Origin of the sequence: Geobacillus sp. GHH01 (assembly GCF_000336445.1) — a bacterium.
GTDB lineage: Bacteria > Bacillota > Bacilli > Bacillales > Anoxybacillaceae > Geobacillus > Geobacillus zalihae.
This window is the reverse complement of the sequence record NC_020210.1, coordinates 1,283,502-1,306,715: the sequence shown is the minus strand read 5'-3', so window position 1 is coordinate 1,306,715 and position 23,214 is coordinate 1,283,502. Positions and strand designations below refer to the sequence as shown.

Genomic DNA, 23,214 nt, shown 5'->3' with positions numbered 1-23,214 from the left:
TGTTAGTGAATTGCTGGGAGTTAGATTTGGGCCAAACAGTCGCTATATTAGCGGTTTTATCATGGCGGTATATGACATGATGGTTGCTGTTACAACCGTTATAGCGATTGGAGTTTTGTTTTCATCCCTGTTTGATTGGAACAACTTTATATCAATGATAGTAGGCGGAGTCGTTGTGATCCTATACACTCTATTAGGAGGGATGTGGGCAGTCACATTAACGGATGTGATTCAATTCTGGATTATGACAATTGGTTTGATCGTATTACTCCTTCCCCTTGGTATTTATAAAGCTGGAGGTATTTCGGAGGTCGCAAGCAAGTTAGACCCACAATTTCTATCCTTGACGAATATCGGAGGAAAAACGATTTTTGCCTTTTTCTTGTTATATTTCTTCGGTATGATGATTGGACAAGATATATGGCAAAGAGCGTTTACTGCTAAAAATGAAAAAGTACTGAGAAATGGTACCGTCTTAGCTGGAGTGTATTGTATAATCTATGGAATTACGATGGCTGTTATTGGTATGATAGCCAATATTCTTATTCCAGATCTTGAAGATTCTCAACAAGCCCTTCCTCAACTCATTCTAAATATTCTTCCGTCTGGATTAATCGGTTTGCTAATCGCAGCGGTTGCTTCTGCGATTATGTCTACCGCATCGGGAACAATTATGGCTACATCAACAATTATTGTAAATGACTTCATTTTGCCTAAAAATAATAAGATGAGTTCAGAAAAAGAAAAGATTCGGTTAACGAGAATTGTAACATTGCTGGTGGGTGTTGTGATCATCGTTATCTCATTGTGGCTACAGGATGTTGTGGTTGCACTGGATATAGCGTATGCGCTGTTATCTGGAAGTATATTTCTACCTGTTATCGCTGCTCTGTTTTGGAAAAGTGTTACTTCCAAAGTAACGATGATTTCCATGTTGGTTAGTGCAATTGTTGTTATTTTGGATTTAATTGTGGAAGGAGTATCATCGCTTAATGCAATTATTTATGGATTAATATCTAGCATCATCACGATGTATATAGGAACAAAGATGCATTCGCAGAGAAAATGGAAGAATCATGAAAACAATATAAACTTGTAACTGTAGATGAGCAAATTCGCTAACATAAATTGACAATCAAACAAAAAAGGAGACATGAACCGGACTCCTTGGTTAGAATAGATGTGCTACCAACTACCCACAAGGAGGTTCATGTCTCATGAATAGATTAGCACATCACCAAGGAATCTACAAGTTTTTCTTAGCGTTGGGATTGGCGCTGTATTTCTCGAAACCGGTTCTGAAGCCTCTCGTTCACATTGTCGATGCCTTGACCACCAAGGGATTTTCGGGAACGTTGACCGATGTCCATCACTGGAGTTTTCATCCGAATCATCGAACCACGTTGAGCCACTTTTTCACGAAAAGCCCTTGGAACGAGGAAAGACTGCTTGAGAAGCTTCAAGAGTGGATCCTTTGCCGGGTCGAACGCCTAACCAAACGGAAGAATCAGCCCCTTTTCATTTCGATCGATGATACGATTTGCCAAAAAACGAAGCCTTCGTCACGGGCAACGCACGCCATGCAAGGGTGCGACTGGCACTACTCGCACAAGGATCATCAATCGGTCTGGGGGCATTCGCTCGTTTGGCTGATGGTGCACACCTTCACGCAAGCGTTTCCGTTCGCGTTCCGCTTGTATGACAAGAAGGCGAGAAGAAGCAAAATCGACCTAGCGATCGAGATGCTTTCCTCGATCAAGGTGAAGCTGGCTCAGCCGGTGTATGTGCTTATGGACTCTTGGTATCCGTCCAAAAAGTTCATCGAAGCCTGTCTGAAAAAGGGATTCCATGTCATCGCGATGCTCAAGACGAACCGGATTCTCTACCCGAAAGGCATCGCGGTCCAAGCAAAGCAGTTTGCCCGCTATATCGAGTCCAAAGACACCCGCCTCGTCACGGTGGGTCAGGAGCGTTACCGCGTGTATCGCTATGAGGGGGCGATCCATGGCCTCGATGATGCGGTGGTGCTGCTGGCTTGGAAAGCGGATCATCCAATGACACCCGAACATCTTCATTGCGTCTTGAGCATCGACCGGGAGCTGAGCGAAGAAGACATCTTGCGTTACTACGCCCAGCGTTGGACGATCGAATGCTTTTTCCGGCAGGCGAAAGACCAGCTGAAGCTCGATGGATATCGGGTTCGCCACATTCGGGCGGTGAAACGGTATTGGGCGGTGGTGCTGTTGGCCTGCGTGTACAGCATCGCCGAATCCCAACAAAACCTTTCCGCTGGACTGGAGCTTCTTCGATCGCGGAAAGGCCACAGCGTCGTAGAGTTCATTTATGACGCCGCAAAGCAAGATATTCCCATTGATGTGATCAAAAAACAGCTCCATGTCGCCTAAGGGGTACCCTGTTTGTCTCTTAGAACATGGAAATTATTGTAATTAAAAATGCTCATCTACAGTTAAGATGATGGATTGTTTATGTGCATTATGCATTCGCTATGCGTTTGTGAACATGCTCTTAATGCATTGCAAAAGCAGTCTATATAAGTTGAATTAAAGATTTACAACTGAACACACAAACGATCGATCGTTTGTTCTGGTTTCTGGTTGATTCGCTGAATAAAGGCTTGGACATTCTTTCTAATTTCTTGCACACTCGAATAGAACACGTTGTAAATCACGTCTGATTTCAGCCATTTCCATAGCCCTTCAATCAAGTTCAATTGCGGACTGTATGGTGGCAAAAAGACGAGCTCTAACCGATCTTCGTGTTCTTTTAAAAATGGCTGAATGAGTTTGGCATGGTGAATTCGAGCGTTATCTAAAATCATCACTATTTTGCCTGTGGGATAGCGTTCTAACACAAGTTGAAGAAATCGAAGAAATGTTTCCGCGTCATAGCGTTCTTCTTCGATGCAAAACACTTCCCCTGTTTCGTAGTTCAACGTGCCAATCAGCTTCAGCCCTTGATGTTTTCCAAACGTCGGAATGATTCGTTGTTTTCCTTTGACAAACCATGTTTTTTGAATCGCTTGGTAATCACGAATCATCGACTCATCTTGAAAGAGGACATGGGCGATGTTCCCATCTACCAGTTTTTTTTTACTTCAGGGAAGGTGATTTCGACGAATTCTTTTTGTTTCTCTTCATCGGCATTGGCTAGTGTATAGGTCGGTTTCGTATAGCTTAGCCCTAACCGATGCAGAATGTCACTTGTTCCGCGAAGCGTGTATGTTGGCCCCCACTTTTGTTGAATGAGTTCAGCGATTATCGCAAGCGTCCAATTATATTTTGCTTCGAATCCCACATCTACGGGGAGCTGATGTTCAATGATCAAAGCCAGCTCTTTTTCCTGCTCAGGGGTCAATCGACGTGGGGCGCCAGGTGAGTATTTCATCTCCAGTCCATCAAGACCGCGCTGGGCGTAGGCATGAATATAGTTATAAATAGTTTTCTTGGATCGACCAATAATCGTTGCGATTTCTCCTTTGGTATATCCCTGCAAATGAAGATAAATCGCTTGGTAGCGTTCATATGCTCGTTTACTTTTTGCTTCTTTCATGGCAGTGGACAACTTTTCGATCTCGTCTTTGTGATTTGGCATCATATTTTCTCTCCGTTCCCCTATTTTCTCTTTGTATTTATTCGCCGTGGAACGGGAGAAAACCTTTATTTCAATTTATATAGTATCTTGTTCATGATCTAAAAAAACCACCCACTTATTTTCGTTCTGAATTTTATATGCAACTGCTTCTAAGTCAACATTGTTCTCATAATATCCTAAATGAAGATGCTGATTTGGATCAAATTTCACGTTGATCCACTCCCGTCTCTTAATGCACCAACCAAATTTTTCGATTCTGCATCCCTAAACTTGATTTGATTATAATATCCTTCCACAAAATTCAACAATGCTTCCCGCCTTTTGAATAACTTGCTACTAGCTTCTAGCACGATTAACCTGGAACATAACAAAGAGAGAGCTGCGCGGCATTCCACTCATATTCAAGAGACTAGCCAGAAAACATCAATAAAGCAGAACTTCTTGATAATGGCAAAAAAGAGAGCCGCATCATGTTCGTTTTGCCGACGGCTCTCTTTTTATGCAATCGATTCACCTCTTAAAATGGAAACATTGTCATGTGCCAAACTTATTTTTATCCTCTCAGCGAGGACATCCTTTTAAAAGAGCACCTTCATTTTACCATTGATTCCCTTAGGCAGCAAGGGGCGGTTTTGCCCCCCCACGAACCCTGCAAAAAATAAATTGCTGTTATGCAAACTAGACGTATGGAACAAAATCGTCAAACGTCCAAACCATTGATATATCAACATCGTACTTTAGTTTGTGAAAGTAAAATAACGCTACACACCTATGGCCATTTTTGGCTGGTTTTGGACTGTGCAAAAATAAAAGGAAGACTTGTCCGCCTATTGTCAATATGCTGGAATGATTGATGAAATATGATCCCCTGCATATATATCTTTTCCCTTTTTAATCAGCTCTAACATAAACGGCTAAGTAACGAAACTCTCCGTGTTTTTCATTGCTAATGGTTGAATAATGATGCCATTGCATTTTATACATCCCTTTTATGACAATCGGTTCTTCACGGTTTTTTGTCGTTCCTGCTGACGCACGTTCCAGCCATTTCAACTTCCCAGTGATGATCCGATTTTCATGGATGCGAAACTCGCAGTCCACCGTATTGGATCGCATCGGCTCAGTCCAGTACAAGTGGTCATTCGTTAGCAGCACAACGATCCCGTAGACATTCCTTCTCCCCATCGTTATTCGCTCTAACTTTTCCACTTGCGCCAAAAAATCATAACGCCCTTGATCCTCAGCGCCGTGATGCTTCAATTCAATCGTTTGCGCGTTTTGTCTTATCGTGGCCCGAGCGAGCTTGTTCATTAAACAAATCGCGTATTGGCACCCACTTTCCGGTTCTTCAACCCACAAATCGATCAAATAATCATGAAAACGTTTGTTCTCTTCGACGCGGAATTTTTCTTGAAACTGAAATTTTAATGACTGTTTAAACGCTTCTTTTGAAGCAAAAAATGGATGCTTTTGCGATAGACGTTTCAATTCCTCGTGAATAGAAAACATCATTCTTCTCCTTCCCTTATCTATAGTTGCTGCCCAAGCGCCATGTTACAAGTTCAGCCAATCGACTGCGTAAACTTGCATTTCGGGTAATTACTGCAACCTTTGAATGTCCCGTATTTTCCTTTCCGAACGATCAGAACACCGCCACATTTCGGACAACGGTTTTGCTGTATCTGTTGTTGCAGCTGTTCCTGCTTTGTCCGAATCGTCTGCACGTGCCGCTTTTTCATCTTTTTTTCCTGCTGCTTGTTTTTAACAAGCGCCCAGTCCGAGTTGTAAGAGCCGATCGGCGTATCAATTTTAAACCAGCTTAGCCGCTTAACATACAATTTTTCAAAATGTTCTTCCCCATTCGAATCATCGTCGACAACATCACAATTGATAGGCATCGTGTTCAAACATATAATGGTGAATAGCGTAGATAAGCAAACTACAGAACTATCCATCCTTCATTTATCATACATCTCGCAGCATTTCTTATCCCCTTATAACTAATTCTTCCATTACCAAAAAAAGGAGTGGAAAGTATCAAAATAGATCGTTCATTGCTAAATGTAATTTTATAAAGTGTATATTGCTCATGTTTAAAATTCCACGTACTAACAATTTCAATCGTTGAAGAGAAATAGTTTAGCATCATTTCAGTGAGCGTTCGATCATAAGATACAATGAGCTTTACATTTTGATTTTCAATGATTGTTTTACGAATAAGGGAAAGTCTGTTGTTGGCCACTTCATCATAATAATCATTTACAGAACTCCAAATAGATTCATAAGGTTTTATGCTTTTTTTAGACGGCTTGGGCAATGGCATCATTTCACCAAGAAAATGATTGGAACTTTCTCTCCCTAATTGCTTTGCATAAAAAATGTAATCATTAATATTTTCAACAGTTACATCTCTTCCTTCGAATTCCAAAATAAAAGCCGCTATATAGCGCCAAACATTAGGGCCTATCCATGATGATAACGGTATATGGTACAAATCTTCCCAAACATGCCGAAAATCCATTTGAAGATGAAACTTTGAGCGAATCTCTAAACTTTGTTCAAGCGTTTTCGTACGGTGTCTCCATATTTCTGCCCCACCTTCTTCAACCCCAAGAAACCAAACCGGGGCATTGACATTTCCGTAGCCAATCCAATTATACAAACATGAACGAACCAGTCTCTCAAAAGAAGTTGAAGTTTCCAGCCTTATTTCTTGCTGCTTCATTTCGTTGCTGTCATGGTTCAAATTTGCGCCAGTTTGTATCATTTCAGCACTTTTCCCTGACATAGACATCATGGCAATCTCAATCGCTTCCCTTAACCGTTGCTCAGAAAAATTGGCAATGTTTATCCATCCTCGTGGATCAACGTTATATCCTTTTTTCTTTATGATTTCACTATCCATATACTTGCCATTTACATATCCGTTTCCACTAGGGGATAACTCTCTAGCTAATATTTTCCCCTTTTGTAAGCTTTCTGGATAAACATAATTTACTCGATTATTGCTTATAGGCTTTTCTTGTAATTGCTTAAATGATCGAAAAATAGCTTTCTTATGCTCAAAACTCAGCATGTTCATTCCTCTCCCCCTATATCTTTATACAATGCTTCTTGGCCAGCGCGATTCCCGATTCACGGGAAAAAGCAGGACTCGCCACACCTTCGCCGTAAGCAGTGTGAAATGGTAATGATACTCTATCGGCTTCGTTTTAAACCTCCCAAATAACCAAATCCTTTCGTACCAGGCAGTTTTCTGCAATAAAAATCTTTACCGTTTTCTCTTTCGCCGTTTCTCCATTTATCCAACTCCGCTAGACGGAATATTGCCATCCGAATAGGCATTTCTATTTTGATCCCCACGCACCGCCCCTCCTCAGTCCGTCAACTGTTTTGATTCCCTAATTCCAGTTTATCTGTCACAAACGCTTCAACTCATCAAACACCCTATCCTTAATGTTCGTTGATGTAATGGGTAATAAGTCAATTTCCTTTGAAATAACTTCTTGAATTTTACCATATTTTTCCGAAGTTTTTTCGTCATTTGGAACGGTTCTAAACACTCCATTTTCAGATTCATGATTAGTAAAGTTATTGCCATCATATAAAGGCCAATAGAAAAACCAATGTTCAGAAACGCTCGGCGGTTTATCCCAATGTTCAAGGGTTGAATATACGTATTTGCATAACGTCATCCGTGGTTCTTCTTCAAATGAGATTTCAACTGCATAGATTGGGTCGTTTTTCAACCCATTCCCCGACTGACAAGGAGGGGCGGAATCTCTCTGATATATATAAGTTGCAATTTTGTTTTACATGGCATTGTTCGCTCTTCTTGTCACCGTGCCAGCTTGTTAGGTGATAAAGTAAAGACGGGACATGGAGGTCGGAAATTCTTTATTACAACCTATATAGCTTGATAAAAGATTGAATGAACCAGCCTCGATACTCGCGGTCAGATTTCTGACGTAAAAATTGTGGGATCACCGGAACAAATCCACATTCAACCGATTGACGGTCCAATTCCGCCAACAGTTTATCGACACTCTCGTACGTTTTTCGCACAACCTCAAAAGCGTTTTTTATGTTCTCTCGTATACTAACGGAATTCATAATACCACTCCTTTTCAATACGATTGGCACTTAAATGAAAAAATTGTTCATCTGTATAAAAATGAAAGTAGGAGCAGTGGTCAACTAAAGGACAAGCAAGGCTTTGAAAGTTTTGAAAACGATCAAATCCCTTTTTTCTCAATAAAGCAGTCAAATCTTTCAGCATTAACCTTTCAAACTCATTCAATGTTTCATTTTTTTGCACGTACACCAATTGATGGAACACTTCTTGCCACGATAAATATCCGAAATGAACACCGCTTGGCAGTTTTCTGTCTTCCATCACCTTTTTAGCAATCATATTCACTTCTGGTTCCGTTCCTAATAAGAGCAAAAACTTTGGCGTCTGTCCTTTACCCTTTAATAAATCACTCGCTTCTCGCTCCAATTGATCGTCTGATGATAAAGGACTATGGTATTTCACTTCGATTCCTATGATCAAATGATCAAATTCAAGTAAAACATCGATTTCACTTCTTTCTCCCTTGACCCAAAACTTAACCTTATCCCCTATAAACTCGTCTTTTTGCATCTCCAAACCATTTATGAACACCGTTTGATCAGTTTGAGAAAAAAATACAGCCTTGCTTAAAATCGGCTGAATCCCTTTGTGAAAAGGGAGATAACGCGACGTACCAAATACGTTCGCTGTCAGCTGATCTTCAAGCCGCTCGCTTAAATTCGAACCGTCTGATGATATTTTTCCATGTATTTCCGCTAACAAACTTTCTCCTCCTGTCTCCATTCATACATCATCACTTACTGAGTCAATTCTGAATAATCGGCGCGCAAATAAATTTTATAGTCGCTTATTTTCAAATTGTATTCTTTTAAAAAAATATTGGATCGAAACCCGTGGTGCTAGTTGAGCGTCAGCGCTCAACCAGCCCTAGTGTGACCAAGGAATAAGCCAACAAGATGCCATCGAGTGCCACTTCAAACCCGGCAATGGAATTCGCTCGAATGTCGGTGATCCGGTATTGGTCTACGAGAATCGAAAACACCGTCTCGATGACTTTGCGTTTTTTCCTGATCCATTCTTCCCATGCCTTGGATGGGCCGTGCTTTTGATTGTGTCGAGACGGTGTCCAGAACGCGGCTTGGTGTTCTTCGTACAGCTTTTCTCGAAGAGCGTGGCTGATGTACCCTTTGTCCCCAAAGTTGTAGGGATGAGGGATTTGAGTCATCACCGTTTCAGCGGCTTTGACGTCGTGGCAGGACGCTTCCGTCACGACATAGCCCATGGCCAGCCCTTGATTGGTCACTTGAAGATGCAGCTTGAAACCGTAGTACCATTGCTTTTTGGAAGCACAATACCCCATATCCGCGATCCCTCGAAATCGCTTGACGCGCTGCATTCTTGCGGGATGGCACAACGGAAGAGGCAAGCTGTCGACGACCGCATAAGCATGGTGTTGGCCACGTTTCGCCAGCTCATGACGGATCCATTTGATGGCGAAACCAAGCGCCCGGCAGCGGCGGTTGTATCGGGAGCGTTCAAGAAACGAGCCGTTTGTGAACAAATTTCCCGTGACAAAACGATGCCAGGCTCGTTCGGAAGAAAAGCCCAGCAGCTTCCCCAAAAGGTGAACCGCCATGACCACTTCGTCTTCTTGCTTGACCAAGTGACGGTTGCGGCGATGAAGATACATTTGAATCAACGACAGTTGGGCAGAAACAAAACAGAAAATAGCGGCATATTGTTTTTGAAGTTTGGCTGGATCTGTAGTAAAATGAAAGTGCTCTTGCATGGGGGATCTCTCCTTTCGAATGTTGGGTGACACTTTCATTCTACTGGAGATCCGCCAGCAAGGGCTATTTTTATGCTTGTCTGAGTTTTATCTAGCACCACGGGTTGGATCGAAGTATTCGCACTTAAGTGCTGCCCACGGCTGTGTGCACATGCGGCGAAACGAGCCTCCTCCCCCTGCCCCAGAGTGTACTTTTTACTGACCTTCTAGCGATCACAAATATATAAAAACAGTTGTCCCAATTCCCCTTCCTCTAACTTTCGGATTAGGCTGCCCAACTCCCTATAGAATGAAGGATAAATGCTGCTAATGCTTTCTATTTCGTATTGCAACGCTTCTTCAGATGATGCCGATTGTATCCCCGTTAGTAATTGCCTTTGCTTCTCGACAGGGTATCCTTTTTCGTTCATAAATATTAGTACATTCTTGATTTGTTGAATAAATAACGGGGAGTTCTCGGTCCATTCATCAATTCGTTTCCGCCAATCCCCATTTTGTATGCTAGAGTTTTCAGATGAATTCTTTTCAAACAGCTGTTTTAAGGCATAATATAACTCTTTCGCTTCCGCTTCTGAAAGGGTAACTCCCTTGCCCATTTTCGCATGTGAGGCATCCCAATCCCGTATATCATATTTCGGAGGATATCCATTCCAACTCACAAGATTTAGTTCCTTATTCCATCCTTTAGGTGAACTAGACAACGTCGCAATTCGTTTTTTGATTTCAAACTGAATCGTTGCCAAACAAACCGCTCCTTTATTTGGAATATATACTTGAATCAAAGCCAAAGGCATCGTAATCTTCTTTATAGAAATTTCTTACAAAAGGACAAATACTTCTAAAGTTGCGGCCAGTATACATCAACTGCACTTCTTTTTTCGCTCTAGTAATTGCAACATAAAGAACTTTCTTTTCATCATTCAGTATAGCTTCCAAATCCGCCCTGTAGCCGTCACTATTTTTATTGTCTCCGGCTCGTTTATCCAGTTCCTCAATCCTCTTTTTATTCGGATAATGATCACGGTCAAAATGAATCAAAAATACATAATCAAACTCAAGACCTTTGACGCTATATGCATCTGTAAACAAAATCGGCTTTTTTTGTTTGTTCAAGTCAAATCTTCTTCCATATTGGGATGAGGTGATGACATCAAAGTGTTTCTTTAATTCCATAAGAACCGAGCATTGACTAATCGCGTATGTATCTCCATCATGGCGGTGGATAACAGCAATTGTCGCATCCGGATCGTTTTTCTGAATCACTTTTACTTGGTTTACTAGATGACAACTCAGTTCTTTCGAGCTCTGGAAAAAGTAAATCGACGGTTTTTTTCCTTCCCTTACAAAACGTTGGTCATCCAAACGGTCGTTTTCTGCATCAATGAACTCCAAACTGCTCGCCAGTTTCATGATTTGTTTTGTTGATCGGTAGTTTGTTCGCAAGTTTCTCGTTTTTCTCCCCTCGATGTGCAACCCTAAATCCCGATAAGAGAACGGGCTTCGTCTGTAAATACGTTGCTTCGGATCACCGGAGACAACAATTGATTTTTTGGCCAATCCGACCAATGCTTTTAATTGCATCGCCTGCAAATCCTGAACTTCATCGACAAAAATATAGTCGTACTTCAATGAATCGGGAATATCGTCAAAATATTTCAGCAGCAACAAAGCATAATCTTCTAAATCTAAATGATCGTGAAACTGTTTTTTTAACATTTTCTCATATTCCTTATACAAATAGAAAATCGTTCGGCGCTGCTCTTTTGTTAATCGCGGGATATTCCCCCTTCCCGCCCGTTCACAATGATAATACAATTCCTCTGTGACAAAACCGTTCGCTTTCATCCAAAGAATTTCATCCATTAAAAACGTCCCCGCATGGGTTTTGTAAAGTTTTTGTTCCAACGGCAACTTTTTATATTCTTCGCTTTCCATAAACGTATCTACAAGCGCTATCGTACGGCGTGTAATGGCGTCCTCGTAGCGCCGCAAGTTTTCAAGGTTGATCCGTAAAAACTCTGCGTTTGGAAAACCTATTTCCCTTAAAATCCTCGCTGCCATATAGTGAAAAGTTTCCATATGCAAGGTATGTTTGTCTTTGATCTCATGAAACTTGCTTGATTGCTCGATTCGTTTTCTGGCATCTTCAACAAGCGTCGTATTAAACGAACAATATAAAATGCGCTTCGGTTCATTTTCCTGTTCCATGACTTTTATCAACTTATAAATCAATGTAAGACTTTTTCCAGTTCCTGCTGAACCGTTGATCAACATTTGGTCTTCGTCTTGCTGGACAACGGAAATTTGTTCAGGGCTTAGTGTAATATTAGGCAACAGGCCATGAGCATCGAAGTAATTTTGCCAAGCCCGCGCCGATCGTCTGGCAAAGTCTAGGCGCTTCTTACGGAGATCAGCTGTCGTTTGCATCGATGACATACTCACCGTCCTTACAAACGTGGAGGAATGGACACATGCGGCAATGTTGTCCGCTTCTTGCTTCGATTTCCTTTGTTTGAACACTTGCAAGAAATTCCTTTATATGCTCGTCAATTCGGAAGGTGTCATGGTCATATTGATATTTCGCTTTCCAATTTTTTGTGACCATATATTTGCTTCCCAAGCGTTGAAGCCGTTTCATTGCCTTTGGATAGTAAATATTTTGATATGATTTATACGTTCTCAGACTGGATGGATAGGTTGTATCCAACAAGTTCTGCTTGTGCGCATTTGTCCATTGCGGAAATAAAGGGAATATGGTCTCCCGCACCAACGCTTCTCCATCCCCTTGTTCAGCAAGAAGTTTGCCGATGATCGCAAAAGCTTGCTGCTGATGAAAATCGCTTTCGTAAATTGGATGATGTTCAACAAACGCATTGAAAAAGAATTTCCGTTGGCAAAAATCGCTGTCTAGCCATAGCAAATCGGGAATAGCCTGCAACGGTTCTTTCGGTATCTCCTCTTGGACAACAGTCTCTTCTTCCCATTTCCACTCCTCAGGTTGCTCCTGTGCAACTTCTGCTGTTCCCCCATACAATTCCTGTAAGATAGTGAAATAAACGCTTGGTCTGTTATGTTCGTACAAATCTTTAATATAGCTAAAAGTAATTTGTCCCTTGCCGTACGCTAGAAGATGATAAATGGAATATAGTGCAGTATTTCTTGTAACATTCCGTGAATAATAATCAACTACAAGCGCATTCATCCGCATGATTCGATTCCCAGCAACAAATGAACGGCGAATGCATTCTTTCAACCAACTATGCGTCAATAAGTGGGGCATTTCAGACTGTTCCCAAGGAAACGTTCGCAACGATAAGTCTGTTACGTGAATATTATGTGCAATCAACGTTTTGCCAATCAACTGATCAATGTTTACAATTTGTGGACTGTCTTGGTCGTCTTCTTCCTCATCCTGCACTGCACCTAAGTGCAATGTAATAAATTGGTACAACTCTTCCATCGTAAACTCCCAGTCGGCAGGAATCAAAATGGAAAATAACTTTTCCATCTTTTGTTTAGCACTAGGTTCCCATTGGCCGCTTACAGCCACATAGATGTCGTTCAGTTCTTTAATATACACCCTCACATTTCTCTTTTCCCTTTCCCCCAATAGCAGGCGGTTCACTTTTCGAGCCAAATCTTTTGTGCATTCGATCAACTGCTTGACTGTAATTTTGTATCGAGACTGATGCACATATGGAAAACAGCGAAACGGATTGCTTAAATAACGCTTCAGTCGGTGGCTCCCCGCCTGTTCCTTCGCTGTTTCATCAAATACGCGGCTGACTTCCTGAAGATCAACAAGCGCTTGCAGACGCTCCATGATATCTTGAAAACTTTTCACACCGTCCATATAACTGCGCAAATCAATCAGCAACGTCAATGCTTGCGTGCCGTTTACATGTCCAGACTGCACCCACCCTGACGTCATCATATTCACATAATCGTCATAAGTTAAGAAAATGCCATTATTTGTTTTTCTGCAGTTTTGCAAAGACAAGAAAAATTGTCCATAGCGGCTGGCGTAAAAATGATCATTTCTAGCGCAATTTGTGTATATGTTTAAATCTTCTTCAAATTTAGCCACCACTTCATGATGGTTTTTTACAATTGGATGTTTTTGCAAATACTCTTTAAATTCCGTCGTATGATCAAAAGTGAGAAAACGAACGTGGTGCAATGGATCTTCCTGATCTAGAAAACGATCGCCCAAATAGCGAGCAAATTTGGCGCCTCGGCGCGGCTGGGAATTCTCGACGCATTCCCAACGGCTATACTCGCTTCCGCTCACCCGCTCATAAATTTTACGCCATGTTTGATAAACATTTGGAGCATGGGGATTAAATGGAATATAAAATATGACATGCAATCCTATTTGTTGCAATTGATAAAACATCATCATCCGTACAGCATCAATGTAATCGAAATGATGAACACATACGGTATGAATGTCAGTATCAATATTCAATGTCTCCGCCATTTTTTTCTTGGTCAGATGGGCTCGTTCTTGCCGATAGCTGACGACGATAGGGTCATGTCTGAGCTGCTCGAACATGCCAATCAGAAATTTTTGTTCTTCCTTCAGCTGCATGCTCGGAAAGTCAAACAACCGCGTCATCCCCATTTCGATTAAAAAACGGAGAGATAAATAAAAATCGCGAACCTTCTTCTCTAAATAGTTCATCGATTCTTCCGAAGCATGTTGATGAATGTATTGGCGTATCATCGACCGCAAATAGATTTCAGTATGTGGATGATTCCAATGAGGAAACAGCTTCCTTACAAACGAATGATATGCCAGTACTTGGCTTTTCGATGCCCCGGTGACACTTCTCAAATACTGTGCCAACGCAGTACTTTGCGTAAGATGGATTTCGCCTTCGCGGATTCTGAACCGTTCGTAAAAATGTGTTGTATGCTGGTAGTACTTGACTTCAAACAACCAACATCTCCCCGCTTTCTAACAAGTCACTCCAACACTGCGCTTGATATGGATTCATTGGGGAAGAGCTGTTTACATAAACCGCCTTTCGCGCCCGCGTCAACGCTACGTACAGCAGCCGAGCTTCTTCGCCGATCAATTCTTTCTTTTCTGATCTGGCGTATTCATTGTAATAATTATTTTCAAACTCCATATCATCCCAACGAATGCTGTATCCGAGTTTCCACTGCGCTCGATCAGAAATTAACATCACATCCGTTTCCCCTTGCTTAATAAACGGATGGCGCGTCAAGGGCATGAGCACATAGTCAAACTCCAATCCTTTTGCCTTGTGGACGGTCATCACTTTGATCCGGTGATTGACACCCCTCGTTATTTTCAGCTCATTCTCCGAAGCATCTGTTGCCATTTTGATTGCTAAAAATTTCTCCAGATCATAGAAAGATGCGCGAAAATCGCCAAATTCCTTTTTGATGAAAAAAATAAGGCGGTCCAAGTTCATTTTGTATTCCTTCATTTTCGCAATGGCTTCTTTCCGATGCATCTCCACATCTCCATCAGGAAACCGGGATCTCAACTGGTTATAGTAGCGCAGCCGAAAGACTTCATGCGGCCGAACTTCATCAATGATGTTTTGCAACACAGCAAGGGCGGATGATGTGTTCCATTGGCATTCCCACCGTTCCATATTGTCAAATGTCTGCAATAAATCAAGAATAAAAGACGTTTCCGGCGTATAAGCTGATAACACTCTGGCGATAGTCAGTTCATTCTCTCCATAAGAGCTTTGGTGAAAGAGATAACGATCCTTCGGAACATACGGGTGGGTAAACCTCCGGATCAACAGGTAAAATTCCCTTACTGGCAATGAACGGTAAAAAGTTCCTGACATAGTTGCTTCACAAAAGAACCCCATATTCTCAACTCTATCCACCATTTCCAAAACTTCACGGTTTGAGCGGACTAAGATGGCAACATCTTCGCGATACAAACGGTGAAGCAAGCATTTTAGAGCGGGATCACCCATATCTAACGCAACTAATCCTTCTTCTCCCTCTTTGCAACCTTCCTCTTTCGCCGGAAGCAGCTTGTCCGTATCATCAAAAGGAAACTTTTCAACGACTTTTGTCCATTTCCGAAATAAGGCATTCAATTGTGTTAATAATGTCGGTGATGATCGGTAATTTTTCTGCAGCGAATACTCTTTATACACTTGATTGGCTGTTTTCAGCTGCTGTTGCAACTGAAGAAACGCTGTATAGTCCGCGCCCCGGAACCGATAAATGCTTTGCTTCACATCCCCAACCACAAACAACTGACAACCATACTTCTCTGCCAACCAACTGATGAATGCTGTCTGTGATTCATCCGTATCCTGGAATTCATCGACAAACAAATAACGGATCGGCAAATCGAGTTGATCGGAAGAAAGATTCTTAAGCGACGCTAGACGGCTGATTAGATCACTAATTTCCAACGTTTCCTCCTTCTTTTTCTGTTCATCAAGCTCCTGAATAACACGTTTCATGACATAATCGGCAAATTCATGAAACCCACAGCTGTCTGTCCCGAAATCAAGCTGCCCAATCGCTTCAACAGAAAGCGATTTGTTATGCAACTGCTCAATCATAACGATAAAAGAACGAATGATTTGATAGTGGGGAATATGCCGAAAACGTTCGTATATCTCCGGGTATTCAACCGAGAACTGGTCAATATACTTCTCGATCAGCCTTCTCCGCTCATGTTTATAACTCCTCACTTCCATCGACCGCGAAAAACCTAGCGTTTGCCCTTCTGTCACGAGAAACTCCCTAGCAAACGAGTGAATGGTGCCGATAAACATCCGTCCTGCTTCTTCCATCCACTCTAAATATTTTTTATCCTTCGTCAAATCGTAATAGTTTTTTATCTTTTCTAACAACTTTGAACGTAGATTGGATGCAGCTTCGTTTGTAAACGTGATCATGACAACTGAACGCAAATCGAGATCCCCTTGCATATGCTTAAGAAACATGATCCGGTTGATCATCGTCGTTGTTTTTCCCGTCCCTGCTCCTGCCTTCACAATATAATGCCCGTGGCCATAGGCATGTTCGAGTTCATACTGTCCTTTATTAAAAGCACTGTTTTGATCAAGATAATCCAATAATTGAGAGTCATTAACTTTGCCATCTTCAATCACTGCCCATACCCGTTCCCATTCTGGTGCATAGCGAACAATAGAAACTTGGAGCAATTCTTTCTTATATGCTTCATGCAAAATCGGATCCTCTAATAATTCGTACGGATCATCAAACGCAAGCAAATACACCTTGCGGCCGCTTTGGATATATTGCCGAAGTTCACTTGCTCGTATTTGCCGAATATCAGATGAAAATAGCAGGACAGAATATTTGGCCTCATTCATGGTATACACTCCTAATATTTATAGACAGTAACTTGCATCCCTATTTTATACTAAAATAGCGGTTTAGTTACAGAATTTATATACTAATGCATCTGTTCTGAACAATGGCCAGGTGAATCAATCGCCCCTCAGTCCCCCCTGACACATGAGGAGACGAGAGGCGACTAAAACAAATAAAAATTTTCCCAACAGAACTGGCTTTCAAAAGCTCGATACTAGAACGAAAAAGGTTGTAAAAAATCGTAATGCTTGCTTATAGTGAAATCTACACCTGTACTAGCCGACTGCATAACTTTTAGACCCCATTCATCAAATAGACCATTTATTGCATGATTACGCATTCATCGGCCAGTCTTTATATTGCCGTTCCGCTTGCTCCATGAACTTATTTGTTAAGAACTGCAATTGTTGTCCCGTAATTTTCTCTTTCATGAGCACTTGCTTGACAGCTAATTTCACTTTGGCATAGACATCGCGGCGGTGAGGACTCGTCCAGTCTACGGCTAATTGTTTCTTTAAGGCGTTGACCACCTTATGGATTAAACTCGCAAGAAACTCGTTTGAGAACGCTTCCTGCTCCATAGCCGTGATCGCTTTGTAAAATTCAATTTCTTCCTCTGACAGTCCTAAGTCGTGCCGCTTGCGTATTTCTTCTTCCATTTCTTTGCGCATGTTAATCATGACTCTGACCACATCGGCCGCCTGGATGACTCGATTATGATAATCTCTCAACGTTTTCTCTAACAGTTCGCTTAACGCCTTTGACTGTGGGCTTCCTTGGCTAAATGTCACTTTGATTTGGTCCTCTAAAAGTTTTTTCAGCAACTTTAAGCGCAAGTCTACATGCTCTTTTTTCGTTAAATCTGCCAAGAACGCATCGTCCAATATGCTGATATCTGGGCGTTCAATTCCTGCTATTTGGAAAATGTCAACGGTTTCTTTCGCTAATAGACTATTGTCAATCAGTTCTGATAATCGCTCTTCTAATGTTTTGTTTTCCTTAGATCCCCCAGTTGACGGGCGTAAATGTTTGCGAAGCTGCGCTTTCATCATGCAATAAAGCATGACCTCATCTGCTAGTTCAAGCACTTCTGGTTGATGTTTCACCAACTGATACGATTTTTCCAGTTTGGTGGCTGCTTGGATATATTCCTCGGGATCTCGGTTTAAAAGAATGTTAACAAGAGCTGCAATGAAGTCTTCGCGCTCTATCTTTGGTTTTGCCCGCCAGTTTTGCACATCAATCTCGCTAGGAATAAATCCTCTTACTGCCTTCAGATGTTCCATAAAGATGCTAACGGCCTCAGAAATATCGTAAGTAGGACTTCCCGTTCCGCCGCTTTGCGTATATTTATGAGTTGCTTCTTTCAGAGAAGTGGCGATGCCAATATAATCAACGACGACTCCGCCTTCTTTTCCCGGAAACACACGGTTTACACGGGCAATGGCTTGCATAAGATTGTGTCCCCTCATTGGCTTATCGACATAAAGGTAAGAAAGCGGTTTTGCGTCCATTCCTGTTAACCACATATCGACGACAATGACAAATTTCAAAGGGTCTTCTGGGTCACGAAGTTTGGCTTTCACTTCTTCTTGCTCTTTTTTCGACTTAATATGCGCATATTTGCTTCCCGGCTGGACTTCGCGCCACTCTTTAGGATCCTTTGATACATCCCCTGTCATAATCACTTCAACAGGAGGGCATTCCGGAATTTCTCTTAGATAGTTATACAAATCCACCGCAATGCGCCGGCTCATGCAGACAATCATCGCTTTTTGAAATGGATTGGCGACTTGGTTAAAATGTGATACGATATCTTTGGCTAAACGACGGAGCCGTTTTGGAGTACCGACGACTTTTTCCAGAGCGGCCCATTTTCTTTTATAGTTCTCTGACTCTTCATCGTCTCCCCCTGCTTCTTCGATAATTTCTCTGTATTTTTCATCAATGTCCTCAGTAGATAAATCAAGAGGAATTAGGCGGCTCTCATAGTAAATAGGCAATGTCGCTTTGTCTTCGACCGCCTGAGCCATATCGTAGCGGTGGATAATATGTCCGAAAATTTCTTCTGTATTGTTATCAACAAAATCGACCGGGGTTCCCGTAAATCCAATATAGGAAGCGTTCGGCAAAGCATAACGCAACTGAGCGGCAAATCCGCCCGCAAAACCGGCTTGGGTACGGTGTGCTTCATCGGCAATCACAACAATGTTTCGTCTTTCCGATAAAACAGGGTGTCGGGTTTCTCCTTCTTTTTTACGGAATTTTTCAATAGTGGAGAAAATAATTTGCCCCGCTTCCCCTCTCAGTAATGTTCGCAACTGTTCGGTATTTTCCGCGTGATGCACATGGCCGATGTATGATTTCCCTTGCACAAACGTATCATGCAACTGTTCGTCTAGGTCATTACGATCCACTTGAATGACAATAGATGGATTTTCCATTTCCGGGTGGCGAGACAAAATTCCTGCGAAAAATAACATGCTTAGCGATTTACCCGAACCCGTTGTATGATACATTACCCCGATTTTCCGATCCCCATCCGGACGTGTTGCACGGATCGCTTCATTGACAGCGAAGTTTACGCCAAAAAATTGGTGATATTTCGCGCCAATTTTTGTAATTTTACTTCCTTCCTCCAAAAAGACAATAAAATTACGAATGTAGTTTAATAGACGGTCTTTTGGAAATAATCCTTCAATCAGCGTGCGCATCGTATTGGCGCGGTTGTTATCGACATTTCGCCCATCAATCGATTTCCATGAGGCAAAGAAATCGTAATCGGCAAACGGCATTCCATGCTTCGTTTCCACGTTATCGGAAATGACAACAAAAGCGTTGTAGTTAAATAATTGCGAGATATCATACGTATAGTTTTGGATTTGGGTATATGCATCATAAACAGTCGCCTGCTCGCTGTTCGGGTTTTTTAACTCAAATACAATCAGCGGCAAACCATTAATATATATAACGATATCTGGACGGCGGGACATGCGTCCTTCAATCGGCAATTGATTGACCACTAAAAAGTCATTGTTCTCCGGATGTTCCCAATCGATCGGGAAAACGTGAGGCGTGTACGTTTCGTCGTTTACCTCATAAGAAAACTCAAGTCCTTTCGTCAACATTTGGTGAAAATGCATATTTCGGTTAATCAGTTTTACCCCATCCGGCGCCGTTAAAATTTGAGCAAGCCTTTTGATTTCTTGATCCGGTATGACCGGATAAGCCTTCTTTAAGAAGGCTTCCAACCGACCGTAAAGAACTACTTCGTGAAGACTGTCCCGCTCTCCGCGCTGAAACAATTCCTGCGCATGAAGATAGTCATAACCTAACCGTTTTAAACGTTCAATCGTCGTCTCTTCAAATTCCGTTTCACCCAGAGGTCTCGTTGCCATGCTGCTTGCACCTCCTAGTCGAATTTAAGTTTGTTTAAAGTACTTCTTCTACTTGTTTTTCTGCTTTAGATACATCAATTTCACCTGATAAAAGGCGAGGGAGGAGATAGTCTCTTAACTCCTGTAATTCTTCAATTTCTTTTGTATTACCTTCTATTAATGCATCAAACTTCGACACATGGTTTTCAAAATTATCAAGAACTTCTTGAGGTGGCCGGATAAATTTGAGTTGTTCAATATCCTTTTTGCTAATGGAATTAAATACTGTACCTGAACCGTATTGATCTTCAAAAGCAAATATTCTTTTAAGTGTGTACAGTAAAAACGAGTTATGCCCACTTTTGGAATTAAGCGCAGATAAACCTCGACCGATTACCAATTTACTATTAGCAATATTTATCCGTCCAACTGGAGCGCGTACACTCAAAAGGATGTCTCCCTTATTTGCAACTCGTAATTCTTGTGTGCAGTAAACCGTATGAACTGGAAAACGAGTACCAAAGTCTTTGACCCCTTGATGAAATGGCAATCCTTTTCTTTCTCGATTGTAGAATTCAGACTTTGGAGACTGTCCCATTAGGATATTAGCAAATTCTTTAAGACTGCTTACTTTCCATCCACCCGGAATCATCCCTAATTCCGACTCCACAAACTCCCCATCTTGAAACGGTCCAAAATCAACAAACCAATGCTTGTAAAGTGTCATGGCCATTTCTTCGAGGGTTTGGTTCATCTTTAAGTTGAGTTCGATTTTGTCGTCCAGTCCGCTTAATATTGAAATTATTCTTTTTTGCGTTTTTAGATCTGGTATAGGTATTTCCAAAGATCTAAGAGTTGTGGAAGGACTTGCTATAGCAGGGACACCTGTACTATTTGTATTCTTTAGTAATTCATACTGACCTTTTGGCGATTTAAAATAATAGTAAACATATAATGGTTCCACTATCTCTTTATTACATGTTAATTTCATTTGACTTTGTGAAATAATATACTTCTTATATTTCCCGTTTTTTGGGATAATTCCAACCTGTCCTAAAGTACCTCGGTGTGTAAAGATTATGTCATCAGGATAAACTAGGCTACTTTTTAGTTCTTGTGCCTTTTCTTCGGTAAGAAAAACAAATTCAGATTCATCGAACCTTCCATTCTTTAAATTCACACCTCTAATTACTGGGACTCCGCTATCCACAAAATTATCTGATTTTATCCTAGAACCAAAAGGCCCCATTGCGATCGCATTACTTATATTAGCCTTAATATCATCGATCTTTAGAATCTTCCACTCGCTCACATCAAGCCCTCCAAGTCTTTCTTAATCTTTTCTTGAAGGCGATTCGATTCTTCAAACTGTTCTAAAAGACGCTGAGTTAATTCAGCCATTTTTTCTTCAAACGGTACATCGTCTTCATTGGATACTTCCGTCCCAACATAAATCCCCGGTGTTAATTTGTAGTCATTGGCTCGTACTTCATCAATTGTTGCAACTTTACAAAAACCAGCAACATCCTCATATTGTTCTGCTTCTTCGTATTTATAAGCATGATAAACAGCTGCGATTTTATCAATTTCCTCTTTAGACAGCGCTTTTTGCTTGCGGCTGACGAGCGTTCCCATTTTACGGGCATCGATAAACAAAATCTCATTTTTTCTTGCCCGATAGCCGTTTTTGCCGTCACGGTTTTTGCTTAAAAAGAATAAGCAACATGGAATGCCTGTGGTAAAGAACAGTTTTTCAGGCAATTGAACAATGCAGTCAATATATCCTTCATCCACTAATTTTTGACGGACCTCTTTTTCCTCTTTCACATTCGTGGTCATCGCTCCGTTTGCCATGACAAAGCCTGCTGTACCTGTATCATTTAAATGATATAGGAAGTGTTGCATCCACATATAGTTCGCATTGCTGTTTGTGACTGGTCCGATTAAGCGAGGGTCATTTTTTGATAAACGGTCTGCTCCCCAGTCTTTTTGGTTAAACGGCGGATTGGCAATCACGTAATCGGCCTTTAAATCAGGGAACTGATCGTTTAACAGCGAGTCTCCTAAACGAATTTCCGCATTGATGCCATGCAATAAAACGTTCATTTTTCCAAGACGTACGGTCGTTACCACATTTTCTTGCCCATAAAACGAAAGAGCATGTTTGTTCGGCGCATATTCTTCACTTTGTATAAACATCCCGCCGCTTCCGCACGCGGGGTCAAACACAATCCCGCTTTTCGGCTCCAGCATGGCAACAAGCAATTTAACGATACTTGACGGTGTAAAGAATTCTCCGCCTCTGTTGCCTTCGGAAGCGGCAAACGAACTAATAAAATACTCATATGTACGGCCCAGTATATCGACACTGTCATCCGTATTGGCGCTAAATACATCACGGGAAAAAATTTCGATTAATCCCGCCACGTTTTCAGGCGGCAAGTTCGAACCTTGGTAAATTCGCGGCAATATGCCTTCCAGTTCTGGGTTTTCCTCTTCAAGACGCTTCATCGCGTTATCAAGAATCTCTTTAATATTCGGCTGTTTGGCGTTTTTCATAATATAAGACCAACTTGCTTCTTCAGGCACTACAAAGACGTTTTCTGCCTTATATTGGTCCGGGTCAGTGATGATGACTTGTCGCATTTCATCATCTTCCGTATACCAATCGCTGCTTGGATCTTTGACGATTTGCTCCAATTCTTTTCGACGCTGTTCGTATTTATTAGAAAGGTAGCGTAAAAAGATCAACGGAAGTACATAGTGTTTATAATCTGCAGGAGCTACACTCCCGCGCATTTTATTGGCTGCTTCAAACAAATCCTTCTGAAAATCAATGTCTGCTTTTACAGTCATATTCTGTTCACCCCTGTTAGTTTCAAAATATAGAAAGAACCGTTCTTTTCAACGCAGTTGAAACAATCCAAGCATGTTTGACCATGGGCTCAGATCTATTTTACTAAAACATTCCGGAAAACAATATCGAAATTTGTCGAAACAAAAATTGA

Annotated in this window: 17 protein-coding genes and 1 pseudogene; 2 read left to right on the top strand and 16 right to left on the bottom strand. The window is 41.5% G+C overall.

The window, feature by feature from the left end; genetic code table 11:
- Positions 1-10 precede the first annotated feature (10 nt).
- Both GHH_RS06565 and GHH_RS06560 read left to right on the top strand, forming a co-directional pair.
- A complete protein-coding gene (locus GHH_RS06565; protein ID WP_236612593.1) occupies positions 11-1,099 on the top strand; it encodes a sodium:solute symporter in 1,089 nt (362 codons plus the stop codon).
- 118 nt (positions 1,100-1,217) lie between these two features.
- Positions 1,218-2,405: an IS701 family transposase gene (locus tag GHH_RS06560; RefSeq protein WP_015374525.1), complete on the top strand. Its 1,188-nt coding sequence runs from the start codon at positions 1,218-1,220 to the stop codon at positions 2,403-2,405.
- 164 nt (positions 2,406-2,569) lie between these two features.
- Here the strand turns inward: GHH_RS06560 and GHH_RS18045 are convergent.
- From GHH_RS18045 to GHH_RS06480, 16 genes and pseudogenes are all read right to left on the bottom strand, one after another.
- A protein-coding gene (locus GHH_RS18045) for an IS630-like element ISBs2 family transposase (RefSeq protein ID WP_015374552.1) occupies positions 2,570-3,615 on the bottom strand; the annotation gives its coding sequence in 2 pieces (ribosomal slippage) (positions 2,570-3,109 and positions 3,112-3,615; 1,044 coding nt in all).
- Positions 3,616-3,687: 72 nt separating this feature from the next.
- Entirely contained in the window at positions 3,688-3,822 is a 135-nt protein-coding gene (locus tag GHH_RS18040) for a DUF3986 family protein (protein WP_081601526.1), read from the bottom strand.
- A gap of 681 nt (positions 3,823-4,503) precedes the next feature.
- Positions 4,504-5,121, bottom strand: a complete 618-nt coding sequence (locus GHH_RS18035) for a hypothetical protein (protein ID WP_015374523.1) — start codon at positions 5,119-5,121, stop codon at positions 4,504-4,506.
- Between the two features lie 53 nt (positions 5,122-5,174).
- Positions 5,175-5,510, bottom strand: a complete 336-nt coding sequence (locus tag GHH_RS19425; protein WP_041470451.1) for a topoisomerase DNA-binding C4 zinc finger domain-containing protein — start codon at positions 5,508-5,510, stop codon at positions 5,175-5,177.
- Between the two features lie 41 nt (positions 5,511-5,551).
- A complete protein-coding gene (locus GHH_RS06535) occupies positions 5,552-6,694 on the bottom strand; it encodes a hypothetical protein (RefSeq protein WP_015374521.1) in 1,143 nt (380 codons plus the stop codon).
- 116 nt (positions 6,695-6,810) lie between these two features.
- Positions 6,811-6,975: a hypothetical protein gene (locus GHH_RS19125; protein WP_015374520.1), complete on the bottom strand. Its 165-nt coding sequence runs from the start codon at positions 6,973-6,975 to the stop codon at positions 6,811-6,813.
- A 56-nt stretch (positions 6,976-7,031) separates the two neighbouring features.
- On the bottom strand, positions 7,032-7,361 hold the full coding sequence (locus GHH_RS06530) for a hypothetical protein (protein WP_144052006.1): 330 nt from the start codon (positions 7,359-7,361) through the stop codon (positions 7,032-7,034).
- Between the two features lie 350 nt (positions 7,362-7,711).
- Positions 7,712-8,449, bottom strand: coding sequence for a hypothetical protein (locus GHH_RS06520; protein ID WP_015374518.1), 738 nt, complete (start codon positions 8,447-8,449; stop codon positions 7,712-7,714).
- 148 nt (positions 8,450-8,597) lie between these two features.
- Positions 8,598-9,476: an IS982-like element ISGsp1 family transposase gene (locus GHH_RS06515; protein WP_011231214.1), complete on the bottom strand. Its 879-nt coding sequence runs from the start codon at positions 9,474-9,476 to the stop codon at positions 8,598-8,600.
- A gap of 539 nt (positions 9,477-10,015) precedes the next feature.
- Positions 10,016-10,219, bottom strand: a pseudogene (locus GHH_RS19420) (YdbC family protein); the annotation flags it as partial.
- 13 nt (positions 10,220-10,232) lie between these two features.
- On the bottom strand, positions 10,233-11,912 hold the full coding sequence (locus GHH_RS06505; RefSeq protein WP_236612592.1) for a UvrD-helicase domain-containing protein: 1,680 nt from the start codon (positions 11,910-11,912) through the stop codon (positions 10,233-10,235).
- Positions 11,887-14,418 (bottom strand): hypothetical protein, encoded by a 2,532-nt coding sequence (locus GHH_RS06500; RefSeq protein WP_015374515.1) that lies wholly within the window; start codon positions 14,416-14,418, stop codon positions 11,887-11,889. Before GHH_RS06500 ends, GHH_RS06505 begins: the two co-directional genes overlap by 26 nt.
- A complete protein-coding gene (locus GHH_RS06495) occupies positions 14,411-16,828 on the bottom strand; it encodes an exodeoxyribonuclease V subunit beta (protein WP_015374514.1) in 2,418 nt (805 codons plus the stop codon). The genes GHH_RS06500 and GHH_RS06495 overlap by 8 nt, the downstream gene beginning before the upstream one ends.
- Positions 16,829-17,161: 333 nt before the next feature.
- Positions 17,162-20,227 (bottom strand): type I restriction endonuclease subunit R, encoded by a 3,066-nt coding sequence (locus GHH_RS06490; protein WP_015374513.1) that lies wholly within the window; start codon positions 20,225-20,227, stop codon positions 17,162-17,164.
- 34 nt (positions 20,228-20,261) lie between these two features.
- Entirely contained in the window at positions 20,262-21,518 is a 1,257-nt protein-coding gene (locus GHH_RS17735; protein WP_015374512.1) for a restriction endonuclease subunit S, read from the bottom strand.
- Positions 21,515-23,062 carry a class I SAM-dependent DNA methyltransferase gene (locus tag GHH_RS06480; RefSeq protein WP_015374511.1) on the bottom strand — a complete coding sequence of 516 codons (1,548 nt, stop codon included), beginning with the start codon at positions 23,060-23,062 and terminating at the stop codon, positions 21,515-21,517. The genes GHH_RS17735 and GHH_RS06480 overlap by 4 nt, the downstream gene beginning before the upstream one ends.
- Between the last annotated feature and the right edge of the window lie 152 nt (positions 23,063-23,214).

Excerpts from the sequence above, each read along its gene's own strand:
- GHH_RS06505 (WP_236612592.1), bottom strand. The coding sequence starts at position 11,912 with ATGTCATCGATGCAAACGACAGCTGATCTCCGTAAGAAGCGCCTAGAC.
- GHH_RS06480 (WP_015374511.1), bottom strand. The coding sequence starts at position 23,062 with ATGACTGTAAAAGCAGACATTGATTTTCAGAAGGATTTGTTTGAAGCA.
- GHH_RS18035 (WP_015374523.1), bottom strand. The coding sequence starts at position 5,121 with ATGTTTTCTATTCACGAGGAATTGAAACGTCTATCGCAAAAGCATCCA.
- GHH_RS06560 (WP_015374525.1), top strand. The coding sequence starts at position 1,218 with ATGAATAGATTAGCACATCACCAAGGAATCTACAAGTTTTTCTTAGCG.
- GHH_RS06515 (WP_011231214.1), bottom strand. The coding sequence starts at position 9,476 with ATGCAAGAGCACTTTCATTTTACTACAGATCCAGCCAAACTTCAAAAA.
- GHH_RS06490 (WP_015374513.1), bottom strand. The coding sequence starts at position 20,227 with ATGGCAACGAGACCTCTGGGTGAAACGGAATTTGAAGAGACGACGATT.
- GHH_RS19425 (WP_041470451.1), bottom strand. The coding sequence starts at position 5,510 with ATGCCTATCAATTGTGATGTTGTCGACGATGATTCGAATGGGGAAGAA.
- GHH_RS06495 (WP_015374514.1), bottom strand. The coding sequence starts at position 16,828 with ATGAATGAGGCCAAATATTCTGTCCTGCTATTTTCATCTGATATTCGG.
- GHH_RS06535 (WP_015374521.1), bottom strand. The coding sequence starts at position 6,694 with ATGAACATGCTGAGTTTTGAGCATAAGAAAGCTATTTTTCGATCATTT.